The organism is Saprospira sp. CCB-QB6 (assembly GCF_028464065.1).
In the GTDB taxonomy this organism is placed as follows: domain Bacteria; phylum Bacteroidota; class Bacteroidia; order Chitinophagales; family Saprospiraceae; genus Saprospira.
The window spans coordinates 1,212,862-1,233,781 of sequence record NZ_CP116808.1 but is presented as its reverse complement, the minus strand read 5'-3'; the positions used below and the strand labels follow the sequence as shown (position 1 = coordinate 1,233,781).

General features: G+C 43.5%; 16 protein-coding genes. 13 read left to right on the top strand and 3 right to left on the bottom strand.

What is annotated here, in order from left to right; translation table 11 throughout:
- The first annotated feature begins 17 nt into the window (after nt 1–17).
- From PPO43_RS04745 to PPO43_RS04700, 10 genes are all read left to right on the top strand, one after another.
- Nucleotides 18–1,511: a phage tail sheath family protein gene (locus PPO43_RS04745; protein ID WP_272620662.1), complete on the top strand. Its 1,494-nt coding sequence runs from the start codon at nt 18–20 to the stop codon at nt 1,509–1,511.
- A gap of 112 nt (nt 1,512–1,623) precedes the next feature.
- Nucleotides 1,624–2,079 carry a phage tail protein gene (locus PPO43_RS04740; RefSeq protein ID WP_002657742.1) on the top strand — a complete coding sequence of 152 codons (456 nt, stop codon included), beginning with the start codon at nt 1,624–1,626 and terminating at the stop codon, nt 2,077–2,079.
- Nucleotides 2,080–2,327: 248 nt separating this feature from the next.
- A complete protein-coding gene (locus tag PPO43_RS04735) occupies nt 2,328–2,786 on the top strand; it encodes a phage tail protein (RefSeq protein ID WP_272620661.1) in 459 nt (152 codons plus the stop codon).
- Nucleotides 2,787–2,846: 60 nt separating this feature from the next.
- On the top strand, nt 2,847–3,536 hold the full coding sequence (locus tag PPO43_RS04730; protein ID WP_272620660.1) for a phage tail protein: 690 nt from the start codon (nt 2,847–2,849) through the stop codon (nt 3,534–3,536).
- Between the two features lie 166 nt (nt 3,537–3,702).
- Entirely contained in the window at nt 3,703–3,891 is a 189-nt protein-coding gene (locus tag PPO43_RS04725; protein ID WP_272620659.1) for a DUF5908 family protein, read from the top strand.
- A gap of 36 nt (nt 3,892–3,927) precedes the next feature.
- The gene (gene vgrG, locus PPO43_RS04720) at nt 3,928–5,772 is read left to right on the top strand and encodes a type VI secretion system tip protein VgrG (RefSeq protein WP_272620658.1); all 1,845 of its coding nucleotides are present in this window, start codon (nt 3,928–3,930) and stop codon (nt 5,770–5,772) included.
- Nucleotides 5,773–5,793: 21 nt separating this feature from the next.
- Complete coding sequence (locus PPO43_RS04715; RefSeq protein ID WP_272620657.1) at nt 5,794–6,084, top strand: PAAR domain-containing protein; 291 nt, start codon at nt 5,794–5,796, stop codon at nt 6,082–6,084.
- A gap of 199 nt (nt 6,085–6,283) precedes the next feature.
- Nucleotides 6,284–6,700 (top strand): GPW/gp25 family protein, encoded by a 417-nt coding sequence (locus tag PPO43_RS04710; protein WP_015691689.1) that lies wholly within the window; start codon nt 6,284–6,286, stop codon nt 6,698–6,700.
- 64 nt (nt 6,701–6,764) lie between these two features.
- Nucleotides 6,765–10,535 (top strand): hypothetical protein, encoded by a 3,771-nt coding sequence (locus PPO43_RS04705; protein ID WP_272620656.1) that lies wholly within the window; start codon nt 6,765–6,767, stop codon nt 10,533–10,535.
- A 386-nt stretch (nt 10,536–10,921) separates the two neighbouring features.
- Nucleotides 10,922–11,713, top strand: coding sequence for a hypothetical protein (locus PPO43_RS04700; RefSeq protein ID WP_272620655.1), 792 nt, complete (start codon nt 10,922–10,924; stop codon nt 11,711–11,713).
- Nucleotides 11,714–12,085: 372 nt separating this feature from the next.
- On the opposite strand, the gene pdhA is transcribed toward PPO43_RS04700, so the two are convergent.
- Nucleotides 12,086–13,093, bottom strand: coding sequence for a pyruvate dehydrogenase (acetyl-transferring) E1 component subunit alpha (gene pdhA / locus PPO43_RS04695; RefSeq protein WP_272620654.1), 1,008 nt, complete (start codon nt 13,091–13,093; stop codon nt 12,086–12,088).
- Between the two features lie 438 nt (nt 13,094–13,531).
- Between pdhA and PPO43_RS04690 the strand changes: the two genes are divergently transcribed.
- The 3 genes from PPO43_RS04690 to PPO43_RS04680 all read left to right on the top strand — a co-directional run bounded on the left by PPO43_RS04690 (nt 13,532) and on the right by PPO43_RS04680 (nt 20,041).
- Entirely contained in the window at nt 13,532–16,891 is a 3,360-nt protein-coding gene (locus tag PPO43_RS04690) for a WD40 repeat domain-containing protein (protein WP_272620653.1), read from the top strand.
- A 279-nt stretch (nt 16,892–17,170) separates the two neighbouring features.
- Complete coding sequence (locus PPO43_RS04685; protein ID WP_272620652.1) at nt 17,171–18,571, top strand: outer membrane beta-barrel protein; 1,401 nt, start codon at nt 17,171–17,173, stop codon at nt 18,569–18,571.
- Between the two features lie 21 nt (nt 18,572–18,592).
- Entirely contained in the window at nt 18,593–20,041 is a 1,449-nt protein-coding gene (locus PPO43_RS04680; protein ID WP_272620651.1) for a hypothetical protein, read from the top strand.
- On the opposite strand, the gene PPO43_RS04675 is transcribed toward PPO43_RS04680, so the two are convergent.
- Both PPO43_RS04675 and PPO43_RS04670 read right to left on the bottom strand, forming a co-directional pair.
- The gene (locus PPO43_RS04675; protein WP_272620650.1) at nt 20,038–20,202 is read right to left on the bottom strand and encodes a hypothetical protein; all 165 of its coding nucleotides are present in this window, start codon (nt 20,200–20,202) and stop codon (nt 20,038–20,040) included. The two genes, PPO43_RS04680 and PPO43_RS04675, sit on opposite strands and share 4 nt — an antisense overlap.
- A 6-nt stretch (nt 20,203–20,208) precedes the next feature.
- Nucleotides 20,209–20,724, bottom strand: coding sequence for a hypothetical protein (locus PPO43_RS04670; protein ID WP_272620649.1), 516 nt, complete (start codon nt 20,722–20,724; stop codon nt 20,209–20,211).
- Nucleotides 20,725–20,920 lie beyond the last annotated feature (196 nt).

Below are 20,920 nucleotides of genomic sequence, written 5' to 3'. Positions count from 1 at the left end.
TCAAAATAAATTAAATCATGGCAAAACAGTATGCAACACCAGGCGTTTATATCGAAGAAAAAAGCGCCTTCTCGAATTCTGTTGTAGCAGTAGGAACTGCTATCCCTGCTTTCATTGGCCACACTGAGAAAGCCGCTGCTGGTAAGCGCGACTTGACTAACACGCCAATGCGCATTACTTCTTTGGTTGAGTACCTATCTTACTTCGGTGGTGCTCCCAAAACTACTTTCAACGTTGATGCTGAAGGTGACAACTACACCGTTTCTGTTGATGGCGGTAACTACATGTTGTTCCGTAGCCTTCAAATGTTCTACGCTAACGGTGGTGGAACTTGCTACATCGTTTCTGTTGGTGGATACGGCGATGACGTTTCTCCCAAAACACTAGTTGGTACTGAGAACGGCGGTGGTATCACTGCTTTGTTGAAGGAGCAAGAGCCTACTTTGGTTGTAGTTCCCGATGCTATCTCTTTGGAAGAAGGTGACTGTGCTACTGTACAGCAAGCTATGTTGAAGCACTGTGGTGCTGATACTCGCAGCCGCTTCGCTATCCTAGATGTATGGAACGGTAACGAATCTCGCAGCATGCTAGATGATGATGTTGTAACTCGCGCTCGTGAGGCTTATGGCAACAACTTCCTAGACTTTGGTGCTGCTTACTACCCTTGGTTGAAAGCTACTGTTGTTCAAGCTGATGAGTTTGACTACACTAACGTTGCTAACCTAGAAGGTTTCGTTGAATTGCTTAACAAAGAAGTTGATGACAACGTAGCTGCTGGTTTCGTTAAAGCTGAAAAAGGTGAGTTGATCAAAGCTGAGATCGCTAAGATGGCTGACGCTGATGCTAACGTAACTGCTGTACACAACATCATGAAGGCTGTAAGCCCTGTATACAACGATGTATTGGGTCAAATGCGCGATATGTTGAACGTATTGCCTCCTTCTGGTGCTATCGCTGGTCTTTACTCTTTGGTAGACAGCACTGTAGGTGTATTCAAAGCTCCTGCTAACGTATCAGTTTCTTCTGTAACTGGACCTACTGTTAACATTTCTGCTACTGAGCAAGAAGACTTGAACTTGCCTTTGAGTGGTAAAGCAATCAACGCTATCCGTCCTTTCGTTGGAAAAGGTACTTTGGTATGGGGTGCTCGTACTCTAGACGGTAACAGCCAAGACTGGCGCTACATCAACGTACGTCGTACTATGATCATGTTGGAGCAGTCTGTGAAGTTCGCTTGTGAGCCTTTCGTATTCCGTCCCAATGACGCTAACACTTGGATCGCAGTTAAATCAATGATTGGTTCATTCTTGCGTAGCCAGTGGCAAGCAGGTGCTTTGGTAGGTGCTACTGAAGACCAAGCTTTCCAAGTAGAAGTTGGTTTGGGTACAACTATGACTCCTCAGGATATCCTAGATGGTTACATGAAAGTTTCTGTGAAAGTAGCTATCTCTCGTCCTGCTGAATTCATCGTTATCACCTTCCAGCAAAAAATGCCCGGTGGTGCTGAGTAAGCTTTGCGCTTAACTTAGAGATGACATCTAAAGCATTGAGCCTTTCTCTTGGGCTTAAACAAGAGAGCATCAACAATTTAAATTTAGATCATACTTTTAAACGCCATATATCATGTCTGCAACAACAGAATGGCCACTGCCTAAGTTTTACTTCTCTATCGAGATTGACAATATCCCCAACACTTTGGGCTTCCAGACAATCGAAGGTCTTGAGACTGAGATTTCTGTAATGGAGTACCGCGCAGGTAACTCTACCAACTTCTACAAGACTAAGCGTCCTGGTTTGATGTCTTATAGCAACATCACCTTGAAGAAGGGTACTTTCCAGAGCGATGACTACCTATATCAGTGGTACAAAGAGCTTTCAGTTGACCACCAGCACACTGAGCGTCGTACTGTAATCATTCACTTGATGAATGAAGCTGATGAGATCGTTTTCACTTGGACTCTTCTCAACGCTTTCGTTACTAAGTTTACTCCTACTCCTTTTGACGCAGAAGCTGACTCTGAAGTCGCTATCGAAGAACTTGAGTTCTGCTGCGAAGAGTGGACTATGGAAACTGCATAAGCTTAATTTAGCTTAGCAATAAATTAAACCTGGCAGGTAAAAACCTGCTAGGTTTTTTTTGTGCTATTAAGATTTTTTCTTTAATTTAGTAGCCTAAAGCGCTTAACTTATAGCGAGTCTTAACTGCCTGATTATTAAAGGTGATATCGCTAAGCGCTATTTTCAGGGCATAGGCCCAAAAAATCCATGCCTTGACGCTAGTATTTAGCTAGTTAACTTGGGCAGCTGCTTTCTTAAAAATAGATGTTATGAGTTCAGATTCCACAATGACATGGCCCCTAACGCGCTTTAGCTTTCGGGTGTTTATTGGTCCAATTGAAATGTCTTTTCAGACTGTAGATGGTTTGGAAGCGGAGATTGGGGTGATTGAGTACCGAGATGGTAATTCTCCCTTTTTTGGAAAGGAGCGCATGCCTGGCATGTTGCAATATAGTCGGATTACACTTAAGAAAGGCTCTTTCTCTCAGGATGATCAAATGAGTCGTTTGTTTGATCAGGTAGCGGTGAGTCGGGAGTATACTTCTCGTCGGACAATTGAAATTCATCTCTTGGATCACAATATGGAGACGCAGTTTATTTGGCGGCTTGAAAAGGCTTTTATTACAAAGTACATTCCCTCTAATTTTGATGCTGAATCTGAAAATGAAGTAGCGGTAGAGGAGATGGAATTTGCCTTCCGTCATTTTGAAACGCAGGTAGGCGGTTAAATTGAAACTGCTTAGCAAATTAACTTTTAGACCAATAGCTATAGATAATCCCAATAAGATATGAATAATACCATTAGCCCATTTGAGCGCTTTTTAGATGAAGTAATGAAAGAGGACGAGAAAACAACCTCGCCCATTCCCGCTTTTTACTTTGATGTGCAGATGTATGATCAAAAGCATGAGGGAAATAGCTTTTTGGCAGGAGTAGCCAAAGGAGCTGTCGATACTTTTGTTGGGGGCATGGCCGGAGGATTGCTTAAACAGGGGATTAACAAACTTGATGGTGGTGGTGCGAATGGCTTGCCTACGCCAGGCGACACCAATATTCACAACTCATTTATAGAGGTGAGTGGATTAGAGATTGGACTAGAGGGGAAGAAGACTTATAATGAGGGGGGATACAATTATCCTATTGACTTACCTGATAAGATGAAAAACTCTGCAATTACGCTTAAGCGTCTAGTTCGGCCAGATGTGATTAAAAGTTCTGACCCTTGGACACAGTGGTGTGAGGAGAGTTTTGATGCTATGGCTTCTTGGAATAAGCAGCTTAAGTTGAAGGGAGTTCAGGTTAATGTTATGCATCCTAACCTTACACAATCGGGAAAGCCGCAGATTTTGATTTCTATGGAATTTAATTTTGCGTATCCGTCTAAAATGAGTTTGAGCTCATTGAATTCTACTTCAGAGGATTTGTTGGTTCAGGAGATTGAACTTTCTTATGCATTCTCTAAGGTAGTAGCACATTAAGCGAAGCCGTTTATGGCCTAGCGCTGTGGAAGGGTGGCCCGCAGGGCCAGACCGAAGCCGCCAAAGGCGGCTGAAGGGCCGAGCAGGCTTGCGAGCCCTGAAACATAGCGGCGGGCGTAGCCCGCAGGCCCCTAAATAATCTGCTCAAAGATAAAACACTAACCTTATGGCAGTAACAGTAAAAGAGATGAATGTCAACACCAATGTGAATGCAGAAAATGGTGGAGGCAAAGGTCAAGGGAAAAAAGATGGGAAGGATCAGGGAAAGGGAATGACCGAAAAAGATAAAGAAATTTTGATTCAGGAAGCAGTACGACGGGCAATGGAAGCTTGGGAGTACAAAATGAATCGATAGAATTGACTCAATTAACTAGAAGATAAATAAAGAAAAATGGCAGATTCTCCAGTAAAAGGCATGGGCGAAGGCTATCTGTCGGTACTTGTACTGATAGATGGAACCGAGGTGCCTAAAACAATGGTCGTGGAGAGCGTAGATATTGTAAAGGAATTGAATAAGATTCCTTATGCTCTTATTACGCTTAAGGACGGAGATACTCGGGAACAGAAGTTTCCGACCTCTGAGGATGCCATGTTTGAGCCGGGAAAAGAAGTGGAGGTAAAAGCAGGTTATGGTCCTGGTAAAGAGCAAACCCTTTATAAAGGTATCTTAGTAGAGCATGGTATTAAGCAGTCTAATTATAGTGGAGCAGCTCTAGTGCTCAAGTGTAAGGATAAAGCGCTTAAACTAACTGTTGGCCGGAAAAACAAGGTTTTTTATGATCAGCTTGATTCGGATATTATTTCGGCAGTTGTGAGTGAGGCTGGACTTTCTGCGGATGTGGAAGCAACGAAAGGAAAGCACAAGAAGTTAATTCAATATTGGAGCACTGATTGGGATTTTATACACTCTCGGGCTGATGTGAATAGCTTGGTGACTATCATTGATGATGGTGAAATTAGTATTAAGAAACCTACGGTTAGTGAGAAGTCTGAACTCGTTATTTCTTATGGAAATGACTTGGTAGAGATGGATATGAATATTGACTCAACCTATCAATATAAAGAGGTTGGTGCAACCAGTTGGAGTCATACAGATTTGGCTATTGTAACAGCTGATGGCGCTAAACCAAAGGTTAATGCACAGGGAGACTTGGACTCTGCTAAGTTGGGGGCCGTTATTGAACCCAAAAATACGGTCAAAACCACTCCTCCTGTAACTAAAGATGTGATCCAGTCTTGGGCAGACTCCGTTTATCAAAGAGGACATCTCTCTCGAATTCGAGGTAGTCTGAAGTTTTATGGTTCGGCCAAAGCAGAATTGGGTAAAACAATTGAGCTTTTTGGTTTTGGAACCCGCTTTGTCGGCGATGCTTATGTAAGCAAAGTTCGCCACACTATCCTTAAAGGACAATGGTTAACAGAGGTGGGCTTAGGTATGGATCCTCAACCTTATATGGAGGCCAACCTTACGGCCAGCTCTCGCCCAGCAGGAGGAACTTTACCGGCTATTCATGGCCTACAACATGGTGTAGTTAAGCAAATTGACTCAGATCCAGATGGTGAGTTTCGCGTTTTAATCAATATCCCAATTATTGATGATCAAGCTGGTGAAGGCGTTTGGGCGCGTATGGCGCATTATTATGCCACCGAAGATTGCGGATTTGTATTTTATCCCGAAGTAGGCGATGAAGTGGTTGTTGGCTTTTTTAATGCTGATCCCACTTATCCCGTCATTTTGGGCTCTATGTATAGTAGCGGAAGAGGTATTACCACCGAGGAAACGCATATTCCTGCCGATCCCAATATCTTTAAAGCTATCTCTATCAATAAAGGAAAAACACGTATCGAACTTCAAGATGATCCTGGCAAAAATATCGTCAAGATTATTACAGAGGATAAAATGATCGTGGAGCTTAATGACGATGAAGATACGATCTTGATCGAAGACCCCGTGAATGTCAACAAAATGTTGATGGACAAAAATGGAATTCTCTTCGAAACGGATGGAGACTTTGTCGTTAAAGCCAAGAAAAATATTAAAATGGAGGCAGACATTAACATCGAGACCAAATCAGGTTCCGATACAAAAATGGAAGCCACAGCCAATTTCTCTATTAAGGCCTTGGCTGTAAAAGGAGAAGGCTCAACCACTATGGAACTCAAAGGTTCTGCCTCTGCTAAGCTAGAAGGCGGCGGACTATGTGAAGTGAAAGGTGGTTTAGTGAAAATTAACTAGTACGTTTAAAATCAATATACTATGGGAATGCCCTCTGCCCGAATTGGCGATATGCACGTTTGCCCCGCCGTTTGCCCCGGTCCAGCTCCTCATGTTGGAGGACCTATTGTTAGCGGTGCCGGAACTGTTATGGTGACTGGAATCCCCGCGGCCCGCCTTGGCGATTCTGCCGTCTGTGCCTGCGCTGGCGACTCTATTGCTTCTGGCTCAGGAACAGTCATGATTGAAGGTAAACCCGCTGCCCGTATTGGTGATTCTTGTGGCCATGGCGGAGCAGTGGTAGCTGGAGCCCCTACGGTGCTTATTGGTTAGTAGTTTAGGGGCCTCCGCAGCTTTGCTGCGGCGCTAGGTTTCAGGGCTCGCAGGACTGCTCGGCCCTTCGGCCGCGGCTTTGCCGCCTCGGTCTGGCCTGAGGGCCACCCTTCCACAGCGCTAGGCCAATTCAGCGCCTGCTTTGCTCCTAAAATAAATAGTTGATCCCAATTTTTTAGACGATAAGAAATTTCTAAGCATGTCAGACGATATCCAAAAATCATTTTTAGGCTCAGGCTGGAGCTTCCCTCCACGTTTTAGCGACTCTACCCGCGGAATTGTTATGTCTCAAGACGAAGAAGATATTAAGGAGTCTCTTAATATCTTATTATCTACACTCCCCGGCGAACGAATCATGAACCCTAGCTATGGTTGCGATATCCATAGCCAAGCTTTTCAAAGCATTAACAATGCTACCCGAATTCGGATTCAAGATCTCATTACTACAGCCATCCTGTATCATGAGCCCCGTATTCGCCTCATCTCTGTCGATGTAGATGAAAGCGAACAACTCCGTGGCCGTGTAAATGTAAATGTAGTTTATGAAATTAAGGGGGTGAATGCTCGTAATAACATGGTCTATCCTTTCTACCTTGCAGAAGGTACCGAGCTCTAAATCACTATAGCCCCAACTATCACTATCAGAACAACAATAACCATCCTCTTAAGCGCACCTTAGCATGAGTACCAAAAAGAATAAATCTAGCCTATCCTGGAATGGCGTAACGCAGAGCCAACGATTGCTCAAAGCCCTCATCCCAGAATATATTAAGGTAGATGAACGCTCTACTAGTGACCTCCTTGCCTTTTCTGCCAAATATGCCGAAATGGTCCAGTTCTATGACCAAACTAACTCCCCCGCAGGAGATTGGTCGCGCTTTTTGCGCAATGACCTTTCTGTATTTTTGGCCTCAATTATTGCAACCGACCTTAAAAAAATTGAGCAGGAACACGCCAAATATATTACTGAGCTAGAAAATGCAGCCCGCACAGCTGGTCGCCTAGAAGCGCTTAAGGCTCTGTATACCCAGGTCTTCGATATGGCCAAACAGTTCAATGATTGGTATGAGCATGCACTCAAAATGAATACCTTGCAACCAGGCGATACCGATGAACTGGAAAATGAATTGGAAAACGCAATTAAACAACAGCTTTCTTCTAACCTACTCGAACTCTTAGAACAAGATCGCTATCTAGAGTTTCACCAAACAGGGATTTATAGCCCCAACGAAATTGAAGAGAACTTTCATAGCATTTGGTTCCCCTCTAAAAAGTTGCTCTCTGCTCGCGCTATTGAAGTAGAAGATCCTAGAGCCAATTTTAAAATTCAAGATTATACCAAAAAGATCCGCCTGCAATTCCGGACCTTTTATAGTGTGCTTTCCTATATCGTACAAGAAGCACCAAAATACCTAGAGAAATCACTTAAAGAAAAAGATGATCACCGCCCTGATTTAGCATTATTTATCGCTTTTGTTAAACTCTTTAAACATAATCAGGACCACCTAAATACCCTAACCGAAAAGCATCTCGATTTTTACTATTACGATGTGCTTAAAATGCAAGAAAGAGGCTTACAACCCGATCAGGTGAATGTCTATTTCAATTTAGCTAAACATATTGATAGCTTTTTCTTGCCTGCAGGTACACTACTCGATGCTGGAGTAGACGAAAATGGCAAGCCTATTCGCTATAAAACTGATTATGGTATCGAATTGAATCAAGCTAAAGTTGATTCGGTGAAGACGCTTTTTGTAAGCAAAAATCCAAAAATTGGTATCGGTAGCTCTTACCGCCTAATTACTAATATGTATGCCGCACCTATTGCCAACTCTAGAGATGGCTTAGGCAAACGCTTTATCAATAATGAAGAGGAATGGCCCGCTTTCGGAGAAGAACTACTCGAGAAAGCAGCCGATGAACGCCAAATGGTCTATGCCGAAGTAGGTTGGGCTATGGCCGCTCCTATCTTAGAAATGGAAGAAGGACACAGAAGCATTAAATTGCGCATGCGATTTGACAAGTCTTCTATGTATACCCTTAATCTCTTAATTAAGGATATTAGCCGTAATCAAGGGCTCTCTAAAGAAGATGCCTTCTCTAAAATTTTTAAAAATAGCCTGAAACTACTCCTCTCTGGAGAAGAAGGATGGATTGAAGCAAAAAGCTGCGAACTACTCCCTCCAGAAAATTGGAACATCCCTGAGTTTAGTCTGCTCGCTACCGTTTCAGCCAATGCTCCTGCTATTGTAGGCTACGATGCTGCCGTTTTAGGCCCCGACTTCGACACGACTCTTCCTGTGATGAAGGTCCTTCACCAAAATGAAAATGTGACCTACTCTTACTCTTTCCTTAAAGAGCTAAGCCTAGAAAGAATTAACATCGACGTAGAGGTTAAAGGAATTAAACGCCTAAACCTCAGCAATGAATATGGCCAACTAGAAGGCAGTATCCCTTTTCAAGCTTTTGGCCCTACACCAAAACTTGGTTCTTATCTTCTCATCGGAAAAACAGAGCTCTTTAAAAAGGAACTGACCAATCTGAAAATCAATATTAACTGGCATAATCTACCCGATAATACAAAAGGCCTCCGAGGCTACTATCGTGAGTATGGCCTAGGAGTTCGAAATGAGGATTACCGAATCAAACTATCCGCTTTGCGAGAAGGAGAGTTCTTCCCTGAAGCTAAGAATAATGTCAAAGAATATTTCCTCTTTGAACAGGATGAAGATAACGTTCACGGTATTAGCTCGGCCACTTGCCTAGATAATATCGATCTTAAGCTTTTTGATCTCGAACCTCAAGCAGACCTTAAACAACTAGACACTTATACCAGCGAAACGCAGACTGGCTACTTCCGTATGGAATTAACAAATCCACCCTCTGCATTCGCCCATGATGAGTTTCCAAATCTTTATGCTGATGTGGCTGCTTATAACGCAGACCCCAAAACTAAAGAGAAGAAAAAGCTTCCGAATCAACCTTTTACTCCTGTAATCAGAAACATGAGTATTGACTATACAGCAACCGCTCAAGTTAATATTATGTCTATCGGTACAGTGAATAGCTCTGGCGGTGTAGTAGAAGAACTCTTCCATATTCACCCCTTTGGCGTGATGCGTAACTTCTCTCAAGGCCGCCCAATTAAGCCCACACTTTTGCCCGCTTATGACGAGGATGCTTATCTCTTCCTCGGAATCAAAGACTTCAACCCACCAGCAACTCTTTCTGTCTACTTCGAGCTCAAAGAGAATCAAGACTATTTCTCTATGATGAAGGGCCGAAGCAGTGAGGCCAAACAAGCCGAAATTGTATGGAGCTTTCTCGTAAATGATGAGTGGAAGGAGTTCTCTCAGACACAAATTCTAAACGATACCACCAATTTCTTTAATAATTCTGGAATTATCACCTTCGATATCCCCAGAGATATTTCTGAGAATAACACGATCTTCGAAAAAGGTAAGTTTTGGCTGCGAGCCTCTCTCCGCGGAGATGCAAGCCGAATGCCCACTGTCCTTCACCTATCAACACAAGCTATTTCTGCAACCTGGGCTGGAGAACCCGAAGACGAAGTAGAACACTTAGAAGAAAAACTAGCCGCTAATAAGATCAAAAATTTGGTCAATCCATTGGTCCAAATTCGATCTGTCCAACAGCCTTTTGGCTCTTTTGAAGGACGACCTGGCGAAAATAAAAAAGAGTTCTATACCCGAAGTAGCGAACGCCTCCGCCATAAAGGAAGAGCAGTGTCTGCTTGGGATTATGAACGCTTAGTACTCGATCAATTTCCCGACATTTTTCAAGTGAAATGCGTTACCCATATTGGCCATGAAGAATTTGTCGATAAAGGCCAAGTGGTCCTTGTTGTCGTTCCTCGAATTAAGGCTGCTCATCAAGGTCGCCTACCTATGGTAAATAACGCTACTCTTGAGGCTATCCGAGATTATCTTACTCCTTTAGCTTCCCCCTTTGTCGATATTAAACTCCGTAACCCTATTTACGAAAGAGTAAAAGTAGCCGGCGGTCTGCGCTTCCAAAAAGGCATGAACAACGGTACTTTTCTCAAAAAATTGAATAAGGATATTATGGACTTTGTCTGCCCCTGGATGTATGGCGGCCAAAGAGAATTAGAACTAGGAGGAACACTAGCTAAAGACGTTCTCCTCAGCTTTATCGAAAAAAGAGAATATGTCGATTTTGTCACGAAATTCTCTGCCGTACAGGTATTCCCTAGCGGAGAAGGCTTTGATGTAGGCGATACCGCAATCGATAATTCTTCTTCTCCCTTACTTAAGGCAACTACCCCTTGGTCGGTCCTCATTCCTTTCGAGAAAAACCCACTCTACTTATTAGACGAGGTGGCTTTCCAATCACCTGCCAAGGCTGGATTAGACAATATGATGCTCGATGGAGACTTTGTAATGACCGAAGAGCGTGAACTAGACGATTAAACGAGCTAGAAAATTATAAAAACTTAGGCCCAGAAGTTTCCGCACTTTTGGGCCTTTTTTAGGCCTAGAATAACCATTTTTAGGGGCCCGCGGCCGCCCTTTATAGTGGGGCGGCCGCCGCTATGCTTCGCAGCTCGCAAGTCTGCTCGGCCCTGCGCGGGCTGCGCCCGCTAGGTCTGGCCTGCGGCCACTGCTGCGCAGCGCTGGGCCATGGCTCGCTTCGCTCACAGGCGGCTCCGCCACCTCAAAAGCAGCAAAAAACAATAAATAAAGGCGTTATTAAGAAAATCTAAATTATAAAATCGTTTTGGCTGCGCCTTTTCCAAACAATTTTTTAAATTTGGAGGCATTCACCCGCCTTTACCTAAGTTAAAGTATTTAACCCAATGGCTTTACTCACGCGTAGCACGCTCAAGAATCTATTCAAGAGGGGCATGGTCCCCACAGAAGTAAACTTTGCCGACCTTATCGACTCTACCGTCAATAAGGTTGATGATGGTTTTTCTCAAAGTTCTACGGAGGGCCTTATGTTGGCCACTCAAGGCCCAAATAAGCGCTTGATGAGCTTCTATGAAAGCATTCGGGACCCGCAAGCCTCGTTTAGCGTTTCTATGAATCCCACTCCACATAGCGAGGGCTTAAGCTTTAATGATGGCGAAAATGAAAGTCTCCTTTTCTTACGCAAAGGAGGTAATGTTGGAATTGGGACCACTTTGCCCAACTTTAAGCTAGAGGTAAATGGAATGCTTGGGGCAAATGGCCGCGTAGGTACCTTTGTTCAAGGAGAAATCCCTGCCGATGGTCGCTGGCACCCAATCGTTTCCGATTTGGAGGGCGTACAAGCCTTTGAAATTATTGCGCATGCTGCGGGACGAAAGAAAAGAGCTAAATATGCTTTGACTTATGCCATTGCTACGGCTACTTATGGTCAAGGTGTAGTAAAGCACGTTAAAGCTAGTTATGGTTTGCTTTGGCGAAAAATTAGTTTCCGTTGGACGGGAACAGAAACCAATTTCCGATTAGAAGCCAAGACAGCTGGAAATTATGGTTATCTTGATAAAGAGGAAAAGAAACAGGCGGTTCTTCGCTTTTGGGTGTCTAAACTTTGGGATGATACGAGTATGATGCCTAAGGGACAATCTACAGCGATGAACTTAGATGATGATTCGGATGAGTAATTAGATATATCATTAAAAAAGAGCAACTGAAAATTTTCAGTTGCTCTTTTTTGGGCCAAAAGTTTTGGGAGTTGCGATCTACAGGCCCGAAGGGCCGCAGGCCTAGCGATGTGCAGCAGTGGCCCAAAGGGCCAGACCCAGGCGGCAAAGCCGCCGCAGGGCCGAGCGAATAGCGAGCTGCGGAACGTAGCGCCCGCCGCAGGCGGGAGGCCCCAAAACAGCAGCGAGCTGCGGAACGACAACAAGGCCTTTAGGCCGCAGTTCGACGACTAAAAGGAGTAACCGCCCGCCTGTGGCGGGAGGCCCCAAAACATAACAAAGAGCAATAGAATTAGCTTCCATTGCTCTTTGTGTCCCGAGGGCTAGATTTATTTAATCCTTGATAAAAGGGTAATCTTCTTGTACATACATATCTTCGTACAATTGCTCGGGTTGGGGGAGGGGTGAATTTTCTGCAAAATCTACAGCGGCCTTCACTTCTTCCTTGAGACGGTTTTGAATTTCCTTCAATTCTTCTTCCGTAATCATGTTGTTTTCTAGGAGAATGTGTTCTACGCGACCGATGGGGTCTTTCTCCTTATATTCTTTCTCTTCGTCTTTGGTCCGGTATTTAGCGGGGTCAGACATAGAGTGGCCCTTGTAGCGGTAAGTTTCGATTTCGAGCAGCATGGGGCCATTACCTTGGCGGATATAGTCGATAGCTTCGCTCAATTCGTTGTGAAGAACTTCTACGTCCATGCCGTTAATGGCTTTATTGGGCATTTTGTAGCTTTCTCCTAGGAGGTGAAGGTTGGTCACATTCGAGGTACGTTCTACAGAGGTGCCCATAGCGTACTTATTATTTTCGCAAATAAAGAGCACGGGAAGTTTCCAGGTCATGGCCATATTAAAGCTCTCGTGTAGGATACCTTGGCGAGAGGCGCCATCGCCGAAGAGGGCGAGGGTTACATTGTCATTTCCTTTATATTTATCGGCAAAGGCGATACCTGCGCCGAGGCCGATTTGGCCGCCCACGATACCGTGGCCGCCATAAAAATTGCGTTCGGCATTAAAGAAGTGCATAGAGCCTCCTTTGCCTTTAACGTTGCCAGTTGCCTTACCATAGAGTTCGGCCATAGTTTCGTTGGCGGAGATGCCAGCGGCTAGTGCCATCCCGTGAACGCGGTAGGCGGTAATCCAAGAATCTTCTTTGCGGCAGGCAGACTGCATAGCGGCATAGATAGCTTCTTGGCCAATACATAGGTGGAGAAATCCACGAATTTTTTTCTGATAATATACAATATTACACTGCTCTTCAAATTTGCGTGTGAGGTACATCAATTCGTACCAAGATAGGTACTGTTCTTTTGAAAAAGCAGGCTTCTTTTTTCGCTTGGCCATATTCCTGAAGTTTTGATCTTAAAGAATTGGGTCGCAGTATTTTAAGCGGATTGAATGCTGAAAATGCTGCTTTCCGGGGCTAAGATACTAATTAAAGTAGGAGGGCAAAATTAAATTTTGTGCAAAAGAGTAGATTTTTTTCTGGGGAATAGTTTAGTCTCTGAAGCATATTAAGTTATTGTTCATGGGTAATTTTGGTATTTCATCAAGCTTTTTGCTAGAACTAATACAGTAGTTGGTTTGTGTCGAGTGGGGAGAAGCAAAAGTAAAGTTAGAAAGAAAAAAGGCGCTTCTGATTTTAAGGAATAATTAAGGAGGTGTTTTATTATTCTGGATAATTCGCTTATCTTAAAGCTGAAAACATACTACACTGAGAAGAATCATCTAGGCAACATTATTTTGCCAAAACTTCCCCAAGACTAACACTATATATAAAGTATGGCATCCTTTGAAATTTTAACTAAGGAACCTTATCCTGGTTTGCGTCCTTATGAGGCCAAAGAGAGAGAGCTTTTTTTTGGAAGAAATAAGCAGCTTGATGAATTGTTACGCAAGATTCGTGGCAATCGTTTTTTGGCTTTAGTAGGGGGGGCAGGCAGTGGTAAGTCCTCGCTAGTTCGGGCAGCCTTGGTCCCTAAACTAAATGATGGTTTTGCTGGACAGGCTGGGCAGAATTGGCGGGTTGCAGTTTGTCAGCCTGGCAATAACCCTATTGGAAATTTAAGTCGACAGTTGGCTTCTAGAGGGGTTTTGCATCCTGATACTAAAATGGACCCCAACTATCCTGCTATTGTAGAGAAAACCTTGCGCCGAGGAAGCTTGGGTTTGGTTGACGCATATAAGGATGCGGATGTAGAGCGGGCCAATTTGATGGTAGTCATTGACCAGTTTGAGGAGATTTTTGCTTTTGCAAAAACTTCTTCAGCAGCACAAGAAGATGCAGCCACCTTTGTCAACTTATTGCTCAATGCATCTAGGCAGCGAGAGGCGCCCATTTATATTGTATTGACAATGCGCTCGGATTATATTGGGCGTTGTACAGATTTTAGGGGCTTACCAGAGGCCATTAATGATGGGCAGTTCTTAATTCCTAAGATGAAGGTAGAAGAACTCAAAAAGGTCATGATTATGCCAGTTAAGGCTGTAGGAGCAGCAATTGCACCTGATCTTGTGAGTCGAATGATTGCCGATATTGGGGAGGATTTTGATGACTTACCTCGTTTACAGCATTTGATGATGCGCGTTTGGGATAATTGGGTAGAGGTAGATTCAGACCCCAGTTTGCCCTTAGGTATTAAGCATTATGAGAATGTAGGTACAATTAAGGAGGCACTTTCTGTGCATGCAGAGGAAGCTTATAATAAGCTCAAAACAGAGGAACAAAAAGTAACTTGCCAACGGATGTTTCGGGCGCTTTCAGAGCGCAATGCCGATGGGTCGGCCAGCCGTAGAGTAGCTACAGTTGGAGAACTTTGTAAGCTTACAGATAAAAATATAGAAGCTTTAGCCCCTGTTATTGTTGCTTTTTCTCGGGCTGATCGTCGTTTTTTACAGGCCCCCCCCAATAGAGATGACTTAGAGCTAGATACAGTTATAAGTATTACACATGAAAGTCTTATTTCTTATTGGGATCGTTTGGCGCATTGGGCAGAAGAGGAGCATGAAGCTGCTGAGACCTATATGCGCTTGTCTACTGCTGCTGCTCTCTATTTTGAGGGGAAAGGGGCTCTTTGGGTAGAGCCTGAACTGAGTTTAGGGCTGAAATGGTATGAGCCACATACTTATGATGAGGAGCATCCTGAACGCTTGGCACCAACTAAAGCTTGGGCTTCTCGTTACAATACTACTTATGATGAAACGATTGACTTTTTACATAAAAGTCATGAAGCCTCGGATAAAAAACTTCGAGATAAAAAGGAGGATGATGACCGCAAACGTAAAACGCGTATGCTTATCACATATCTTTCTTTGGGCTTTGGTGCTATTTGTTTAATTCTTTTGCTCCTCGCTGGAGTCGCACTAGATAGTGCTCGCCGATCAGCGCAAATTGCTGGGCGCAAAGAAAAAGAAGCTCGTTTAGCCGCTTATCAGGCAGAAATAGCGAAACAAAGAGCTAACGAAAGCCGATATATGGCTAAGGTTAATGCTAACCGCGCACAAAGAGAAAGCTTTTTGGCTCGTCAGGCAACTGAAAAAGCTATTCGCTCTTCAGATATTGCTGAACTAAAGTCAAGAGCTGCAAATCAAGCTCGTTCTAAGGCCCTAATTGCTTTAGATACAGCAGAGCTAGAGCGTCAAAGAGCGGAAATTGCCAGACTAAAGGCAGAGCAAGCACGCCGTGATGCAATAGCCTCTGAAAAACGCGCTCAAGAAGAACGCCGCAACGCAATTATGACAAAAGGCCTTTCTTTGGCCCAGTCGGTCGCTGTAAAATCTTGGAAAGTAGAAGAGCCAGATTTAGAAGCACTCTTAGCTAAAGAAGCTTTTGAACTCAATCGTGTAAATGGAGGAAAAAAGCATGATGCCTATATTTATGAGGCACTTTATAAAGCTATAGATAAAATGCAAGGGGTTAGAGATAACCCTGACTTTAATAGCCTTAATGTTCCCCCCGAAGGCCTTTCGCACTTAGGAGCTATGCGCTCTATCGTTGTCTCTACCGCAGAAGGAGAATGGGATCAAAAAGTCTATACTACAGGTTCTGATGGTTGGTTATTTAAATGGCCCTTGGAGGTTTTTGATAATAAAGAAGATCAAAGAACTGTTGGCGCTCCTCAGGTATTGACGCGTAACCGTAATAATAGAGTATACCGTTGCATGGATATGAATGCTCAAGGAAAGTTCCTGGTCCGTGCCGGCGATGAAGATTATATGGAAATTTGGGATGTAGCCAAAGAAGAACGTATGCTTAAGGTCGATGTACACCGCGGTCGCCGTGTCTGGGATCTTGGGTTTTTACCCAGTGGCAATGCCGTGATTTCAACAGGAGATGATCGCAGTATTAAGTATACGAATATGAAGGGAGAAGTAACGCCTATCGTGGAACGTACTCCTTATCGTGTAACTTCAATCGCTATTTCTGCTGACGGACAACATGTCGCTGGTGCAGGGGGCTCTCCTGATGTCTCTATTTGGAATATTAAGTCTGGCCAAGAGGATTTTAAACTCGAAAACCCATATAACAAACGCAATGCGACAGCTGTAGCTATTAGCCCCACAGGCCGATTCGTAGCTGTAGGCTATCAAGACGGATCTTTGCTAATCTTTGACATTTATCACTACAAAAATGGCCTAGATCACCAAGGAAATCGTTATGTCCCCGAACGCCTAATTTATCATAGTGCAAAAATTAGTGACCTTAGCTTTTCTGATGATGGAACAATGCTAGTCGTAGGTAGCCTAGATAAAAGAGCAACGCTCTGGCAAATCTGGAATCAAGCTTATGAAAATTATGATAATGAAGAGGAGTTTCCCTTCAAAGATCCTAAATTCCAACCCGTCCGTTTAGAAGACCATGAAGATTGGGTGCTCTCTGTTGCCTTTACCCATGACGGACAAAAAGTCCTCACAGGCTGCGCTAATGGAGAAGTTAAAATCTATGAAGTGGATATGTTCCGCTATGCGAGCCAACTTTGTGCTATGGTTCGTCGAAATCTCTCTAATAAAGAATGGAGAAAATATATCGGTACAGATGATCCCGAAAGAGATCCACGTAATCAACGCCTTTATATCATTACCGCAGAGGGAGAACGCGTTCCTCTATCAACCTGTGGAAATGAATACCAACAAGGGGACTAATATTAGCATATACCTCTAAAAGATAGTGCCAGGGGAGGGCTAGCCGGGCTAGCTTTCCCCTTTTTTAGGTGCTATCGTTATTATTTAGGGGCTTCCCCTAGGCGCCTAAAGGCGCTAGGGTCGGGCTATATCGCAGCTCGCTGTTCGCTCGGCCCTTCAGCCCTCCGGGCTTCGGTCTGCCACCTCCGGTGGCCCTGCTACCTATCCCTAAGCCAATGTAGACGCCTGCCGTCTCACAAAATGAGTTCGAGTTTAATAATTACTAATTCGCTTTTTATTATGAAACTAAAATTGCTTTGGGCCGCTGTTGCCCTAGCCCTCAGCCCTCAAATCTTATCTGCACAATCACTAGATGAAGATCTCTGTAACGATAACCTAGATGAGGCCAAAAGATCTTATGAAGAAGGCCAACTGGAAGAGGTAGGCGACCTAATCCGCGACTGCCTAGCAAATAAAAAAGCCTTTCCTGTAAAAGCAAAAAGAGAAGAAGGCTATAAACTACTTACCGAAAGTTACTTGTTCCGCAATGACCTCGACGATGCTACTCGATCTTTTGAAGAACTCCTCAAAATTAACCCTCTCTATGAGGCAGACTCTTTAAACCCCAATAATTCTTATGACCTAATTTATTTGTCTAGAACCTACAGACATAAACCCCTCATTTCTATCTATGCAAATATTGGAGCGAATAATAGCCGATTGCAAATCTTAGAAACTTATAATGTAGATAATAATAACCGCCGTTCAGAAAACTACAATACGTTTATGTTGGGTGTTTCAGGAGCTATTGGCGTGGAAATGCCAATCTGGCGAGATTTTACCCTTGCCTTAGAAGGAAATTTTGCACTTAGAAGCTACAGAGGAATAGATAGCATGTTTTTGTCTCCAAGCAGCCAAACACCAACTCAGTTTGAGCAACTGTACTCTAACCTACAGTTCGATGAACGCCAATACTGGATTGATATTCCCCTAATGCTCCGATACGAACACTATTTTAAGCGCTATAAAAAGGTAATTCCTTATGCCTATATCGGAGGCGCCCCCAATTTCTTGCTCTCAGCAAGTATGGTAAATATTCAAAGAAGTACTACCCGAGAATCTGACGGAGGTGGAGCCGTGGTAGGTGGCGAACGTAGCTTTGTTATTGCTGGTTCTGGCCTGAAGGGTGAAGTACAAACTGGCGAAACCAATAATGATCGCTTGTCGCTACGGGAATCATTTAATATCTCTCTTTTGGCTGGAGCTGGAGCCAAAATTCGAGTGGGCCACGATTTTGTTATTATTGAAGCCCGGTACAACCGCTTTCTAATGAATTCCGTCAATAGAGAAAATCGCTATAGCAATCCAGAACTACTCTATGAATACGGACATGTAGATAATGATTTTCGCATGGATAATTATTCTCTCACAATCGGCTTTGAAAAATCTTTCTATAAACCCAGAAAAAAAAGACAGTACAATGAAGTCTTTATCAATCGTCGCCTGAATAAGATTATTAGTAAAGAAAAACGGAACGCTAAACGGACTACAGACTCTGAACTAAAACAAGAACTCAATAGCTTTGTCCGTGAACTCGAAAGAGACCAACCTGGTATCATTGAAGATGTGCGCCGTGGCCGCGCTAGCTCAAAGGTGATTGATGAAATCAAAGACAAAGCCTCTGAGATTAAGAAGAAATAAATCTACCTAAAATTTACACCTATGTTAAAACACTATTTACTGGCAGCCTCAGCCCTACTCTTGCTTGGCCTAGCCTCCTGCAAAAAGGAGAATATCTCTCCAGCCAACCAAGGAGATGCCTTTGTCAAATATTACGGATACGTCAATGACCAAATTGGAAAGGATGTTAAACAAACAGCTGATAAAGGATTTATAATTGCAGGCTCTTCCAATTCTTTCGTTAATGCTTCTAGCTATAATGACTTTTACCTAATCAAAACTGATTCTTTAGGGAATGAAGAATGGAGCAAAACTTTTGGTGATGGAGGAAATGGCTACGAAGAAACAGGACATCGCGTTCTGGTCCTCTCTGACGAATCTGGCTACCTCGTAGCCGGAAACAGAACAACTGTCGTTACAGTCGGTGGCCAATCTACACTAGATGCAACTTATATCGTTTTGTATAAGCTAGACCTAGATGGAAATATAGTTTGGGAAAAAGTGCTCTTTGATGGCAATACGCTTGCTTCTTCAGAAACCTATAAAGATTTTGTTTACGATATTAAAGAATTACCCTATGGCGGCTTTGTTCTAGTTGGAGAAACTACAGATTTAAATGTAAAAGCAGAATACATAGAATATGCAGAGTATGATAAAACCGATATGCTTACTGTACGACTCAGTACTGAAGGCCAGGTACTCTGGAGAGTAAAAAGAGGATTTGTCGGTGAAGATCGTGCTGTCTCTGTAGAAGTCATTAATGGCGCCTATATCGTTATCGGAACTTCTCAATCTCTAGATGAAGAGAACAGTACTCCTGCCAATCCCAATTTTACTACTGAAATTCTTACCATCCGATTTCGCGCCTCTTCTGGAGGTGAAGTTAGCCAAGAAGGCTTTGGCGGACAAGATATGTTTGTTGTAGCCGGTGGATCTTGCTACGATTCTCTCAATGCTCGAATTACTATCTTAGGCCATGTCGAAAATCGTGACCCCACACGAAATGAGGTTAATGAAGGCGACCTTATGCTCTTGCAAATCGGTGAAGACCTCGGAGAAATTCAGCGGCGCTACCTAGGCAAAACAAATGGAGGATTTAGCAATGCCACAGAAGACCTCCTCTCTGGTAGTATCGCATTGGTCCCCTCAGATGTTGTGGGAAATGACCCCAGCTTTGTGATTAGCGCAGTTAAAGAATATGATGAAGCCAATTTCGGAGATGAATTAGTGATGGCCAAAATTAGCGCAGATTTAACCCCTGAATGGGATGGTCAAATTCGAGAATTTGGACGCGCTTCTGTAAATAATAGTAGCCAAGCATTGGCTGGAAACCAAGCAGGAACAGTTATGCCCATCCGCGAGCTAGTTCCTGGAACTACCCGCCGAGAACTTAAGGGGTACCTCATGACCGGGACCATGAACTTGGCCACAAACCCCATGGTTACACTAATTAAAACCAATACAGAAGGTTTGCTAACCCCCGAAAATTAAAATGGGATAGCCTCTTTTTTGGGGCGGGTTGTCGCAGCTTGCTGCTCGATTGGCCCTGTGCAGGCTGCGCCCGTTAGGTCTTTCGCCTTCGGCGACCCTGTAGTACGCAAAATAAAATGGCCGTTTTCCAGCTTGGGAAAACGGCCATTTTTATATAACATAATCACTTATTCAGCACAATTACTAAAGCCTAAACTTTGACAAAGCGCACTGAGCTTTTCCCGTCCTAAAGAACTATAACCCGCTGGTTTACCAGCCGTAAGCAGCGCTTCTTGTACAGGAATCTCAGGGCCAGCTACTTGCTGGTTACACTGAAAACATACACTCACTTGCCCTACTGGCTCATCACTGCCATTATAAAAAACAAAACCCAAACGAGGATAAAAACAACGGGTTACCGAACCGCCATAAGTACTCTCACTATTCAAAGTCTCTACTAAGAGTGCTGCCTGCTCTTTGCTTAGCACTTTTTGAGCCTTTACTGAAGGATGTAATTCTCCTTTTCGATTGAGTATATAATCGCCTTGCATACTCTCATAGTCATAGGCGACAATTTTTGCAAACTCTTTTTCGGGAAAAGGCCCTTTTTGGGCCACCTCTATGGAAATTTGTCCAGGCTGTCCAGATTGACAAGAAAAGAGACTGAAAGCAAATAAAGCAATAAGAAGTAAGTGAAATTTCATAGTAACTTGAGGTTGGGGAGAAATGGATTTGCGGAATTGAATGAGTCGATTTAACGGGGCCTATATAAAGATACAACTATTTTGTAAAGCCCCCGATTTTTAAAGAACGTAACTTTTTAAGGGATTGTACTTTTCTATATAAAGAGGAGGGATTTGCAAAAGGTAAATTTTTATCTTGCTAAGCAGCTGAATTCAT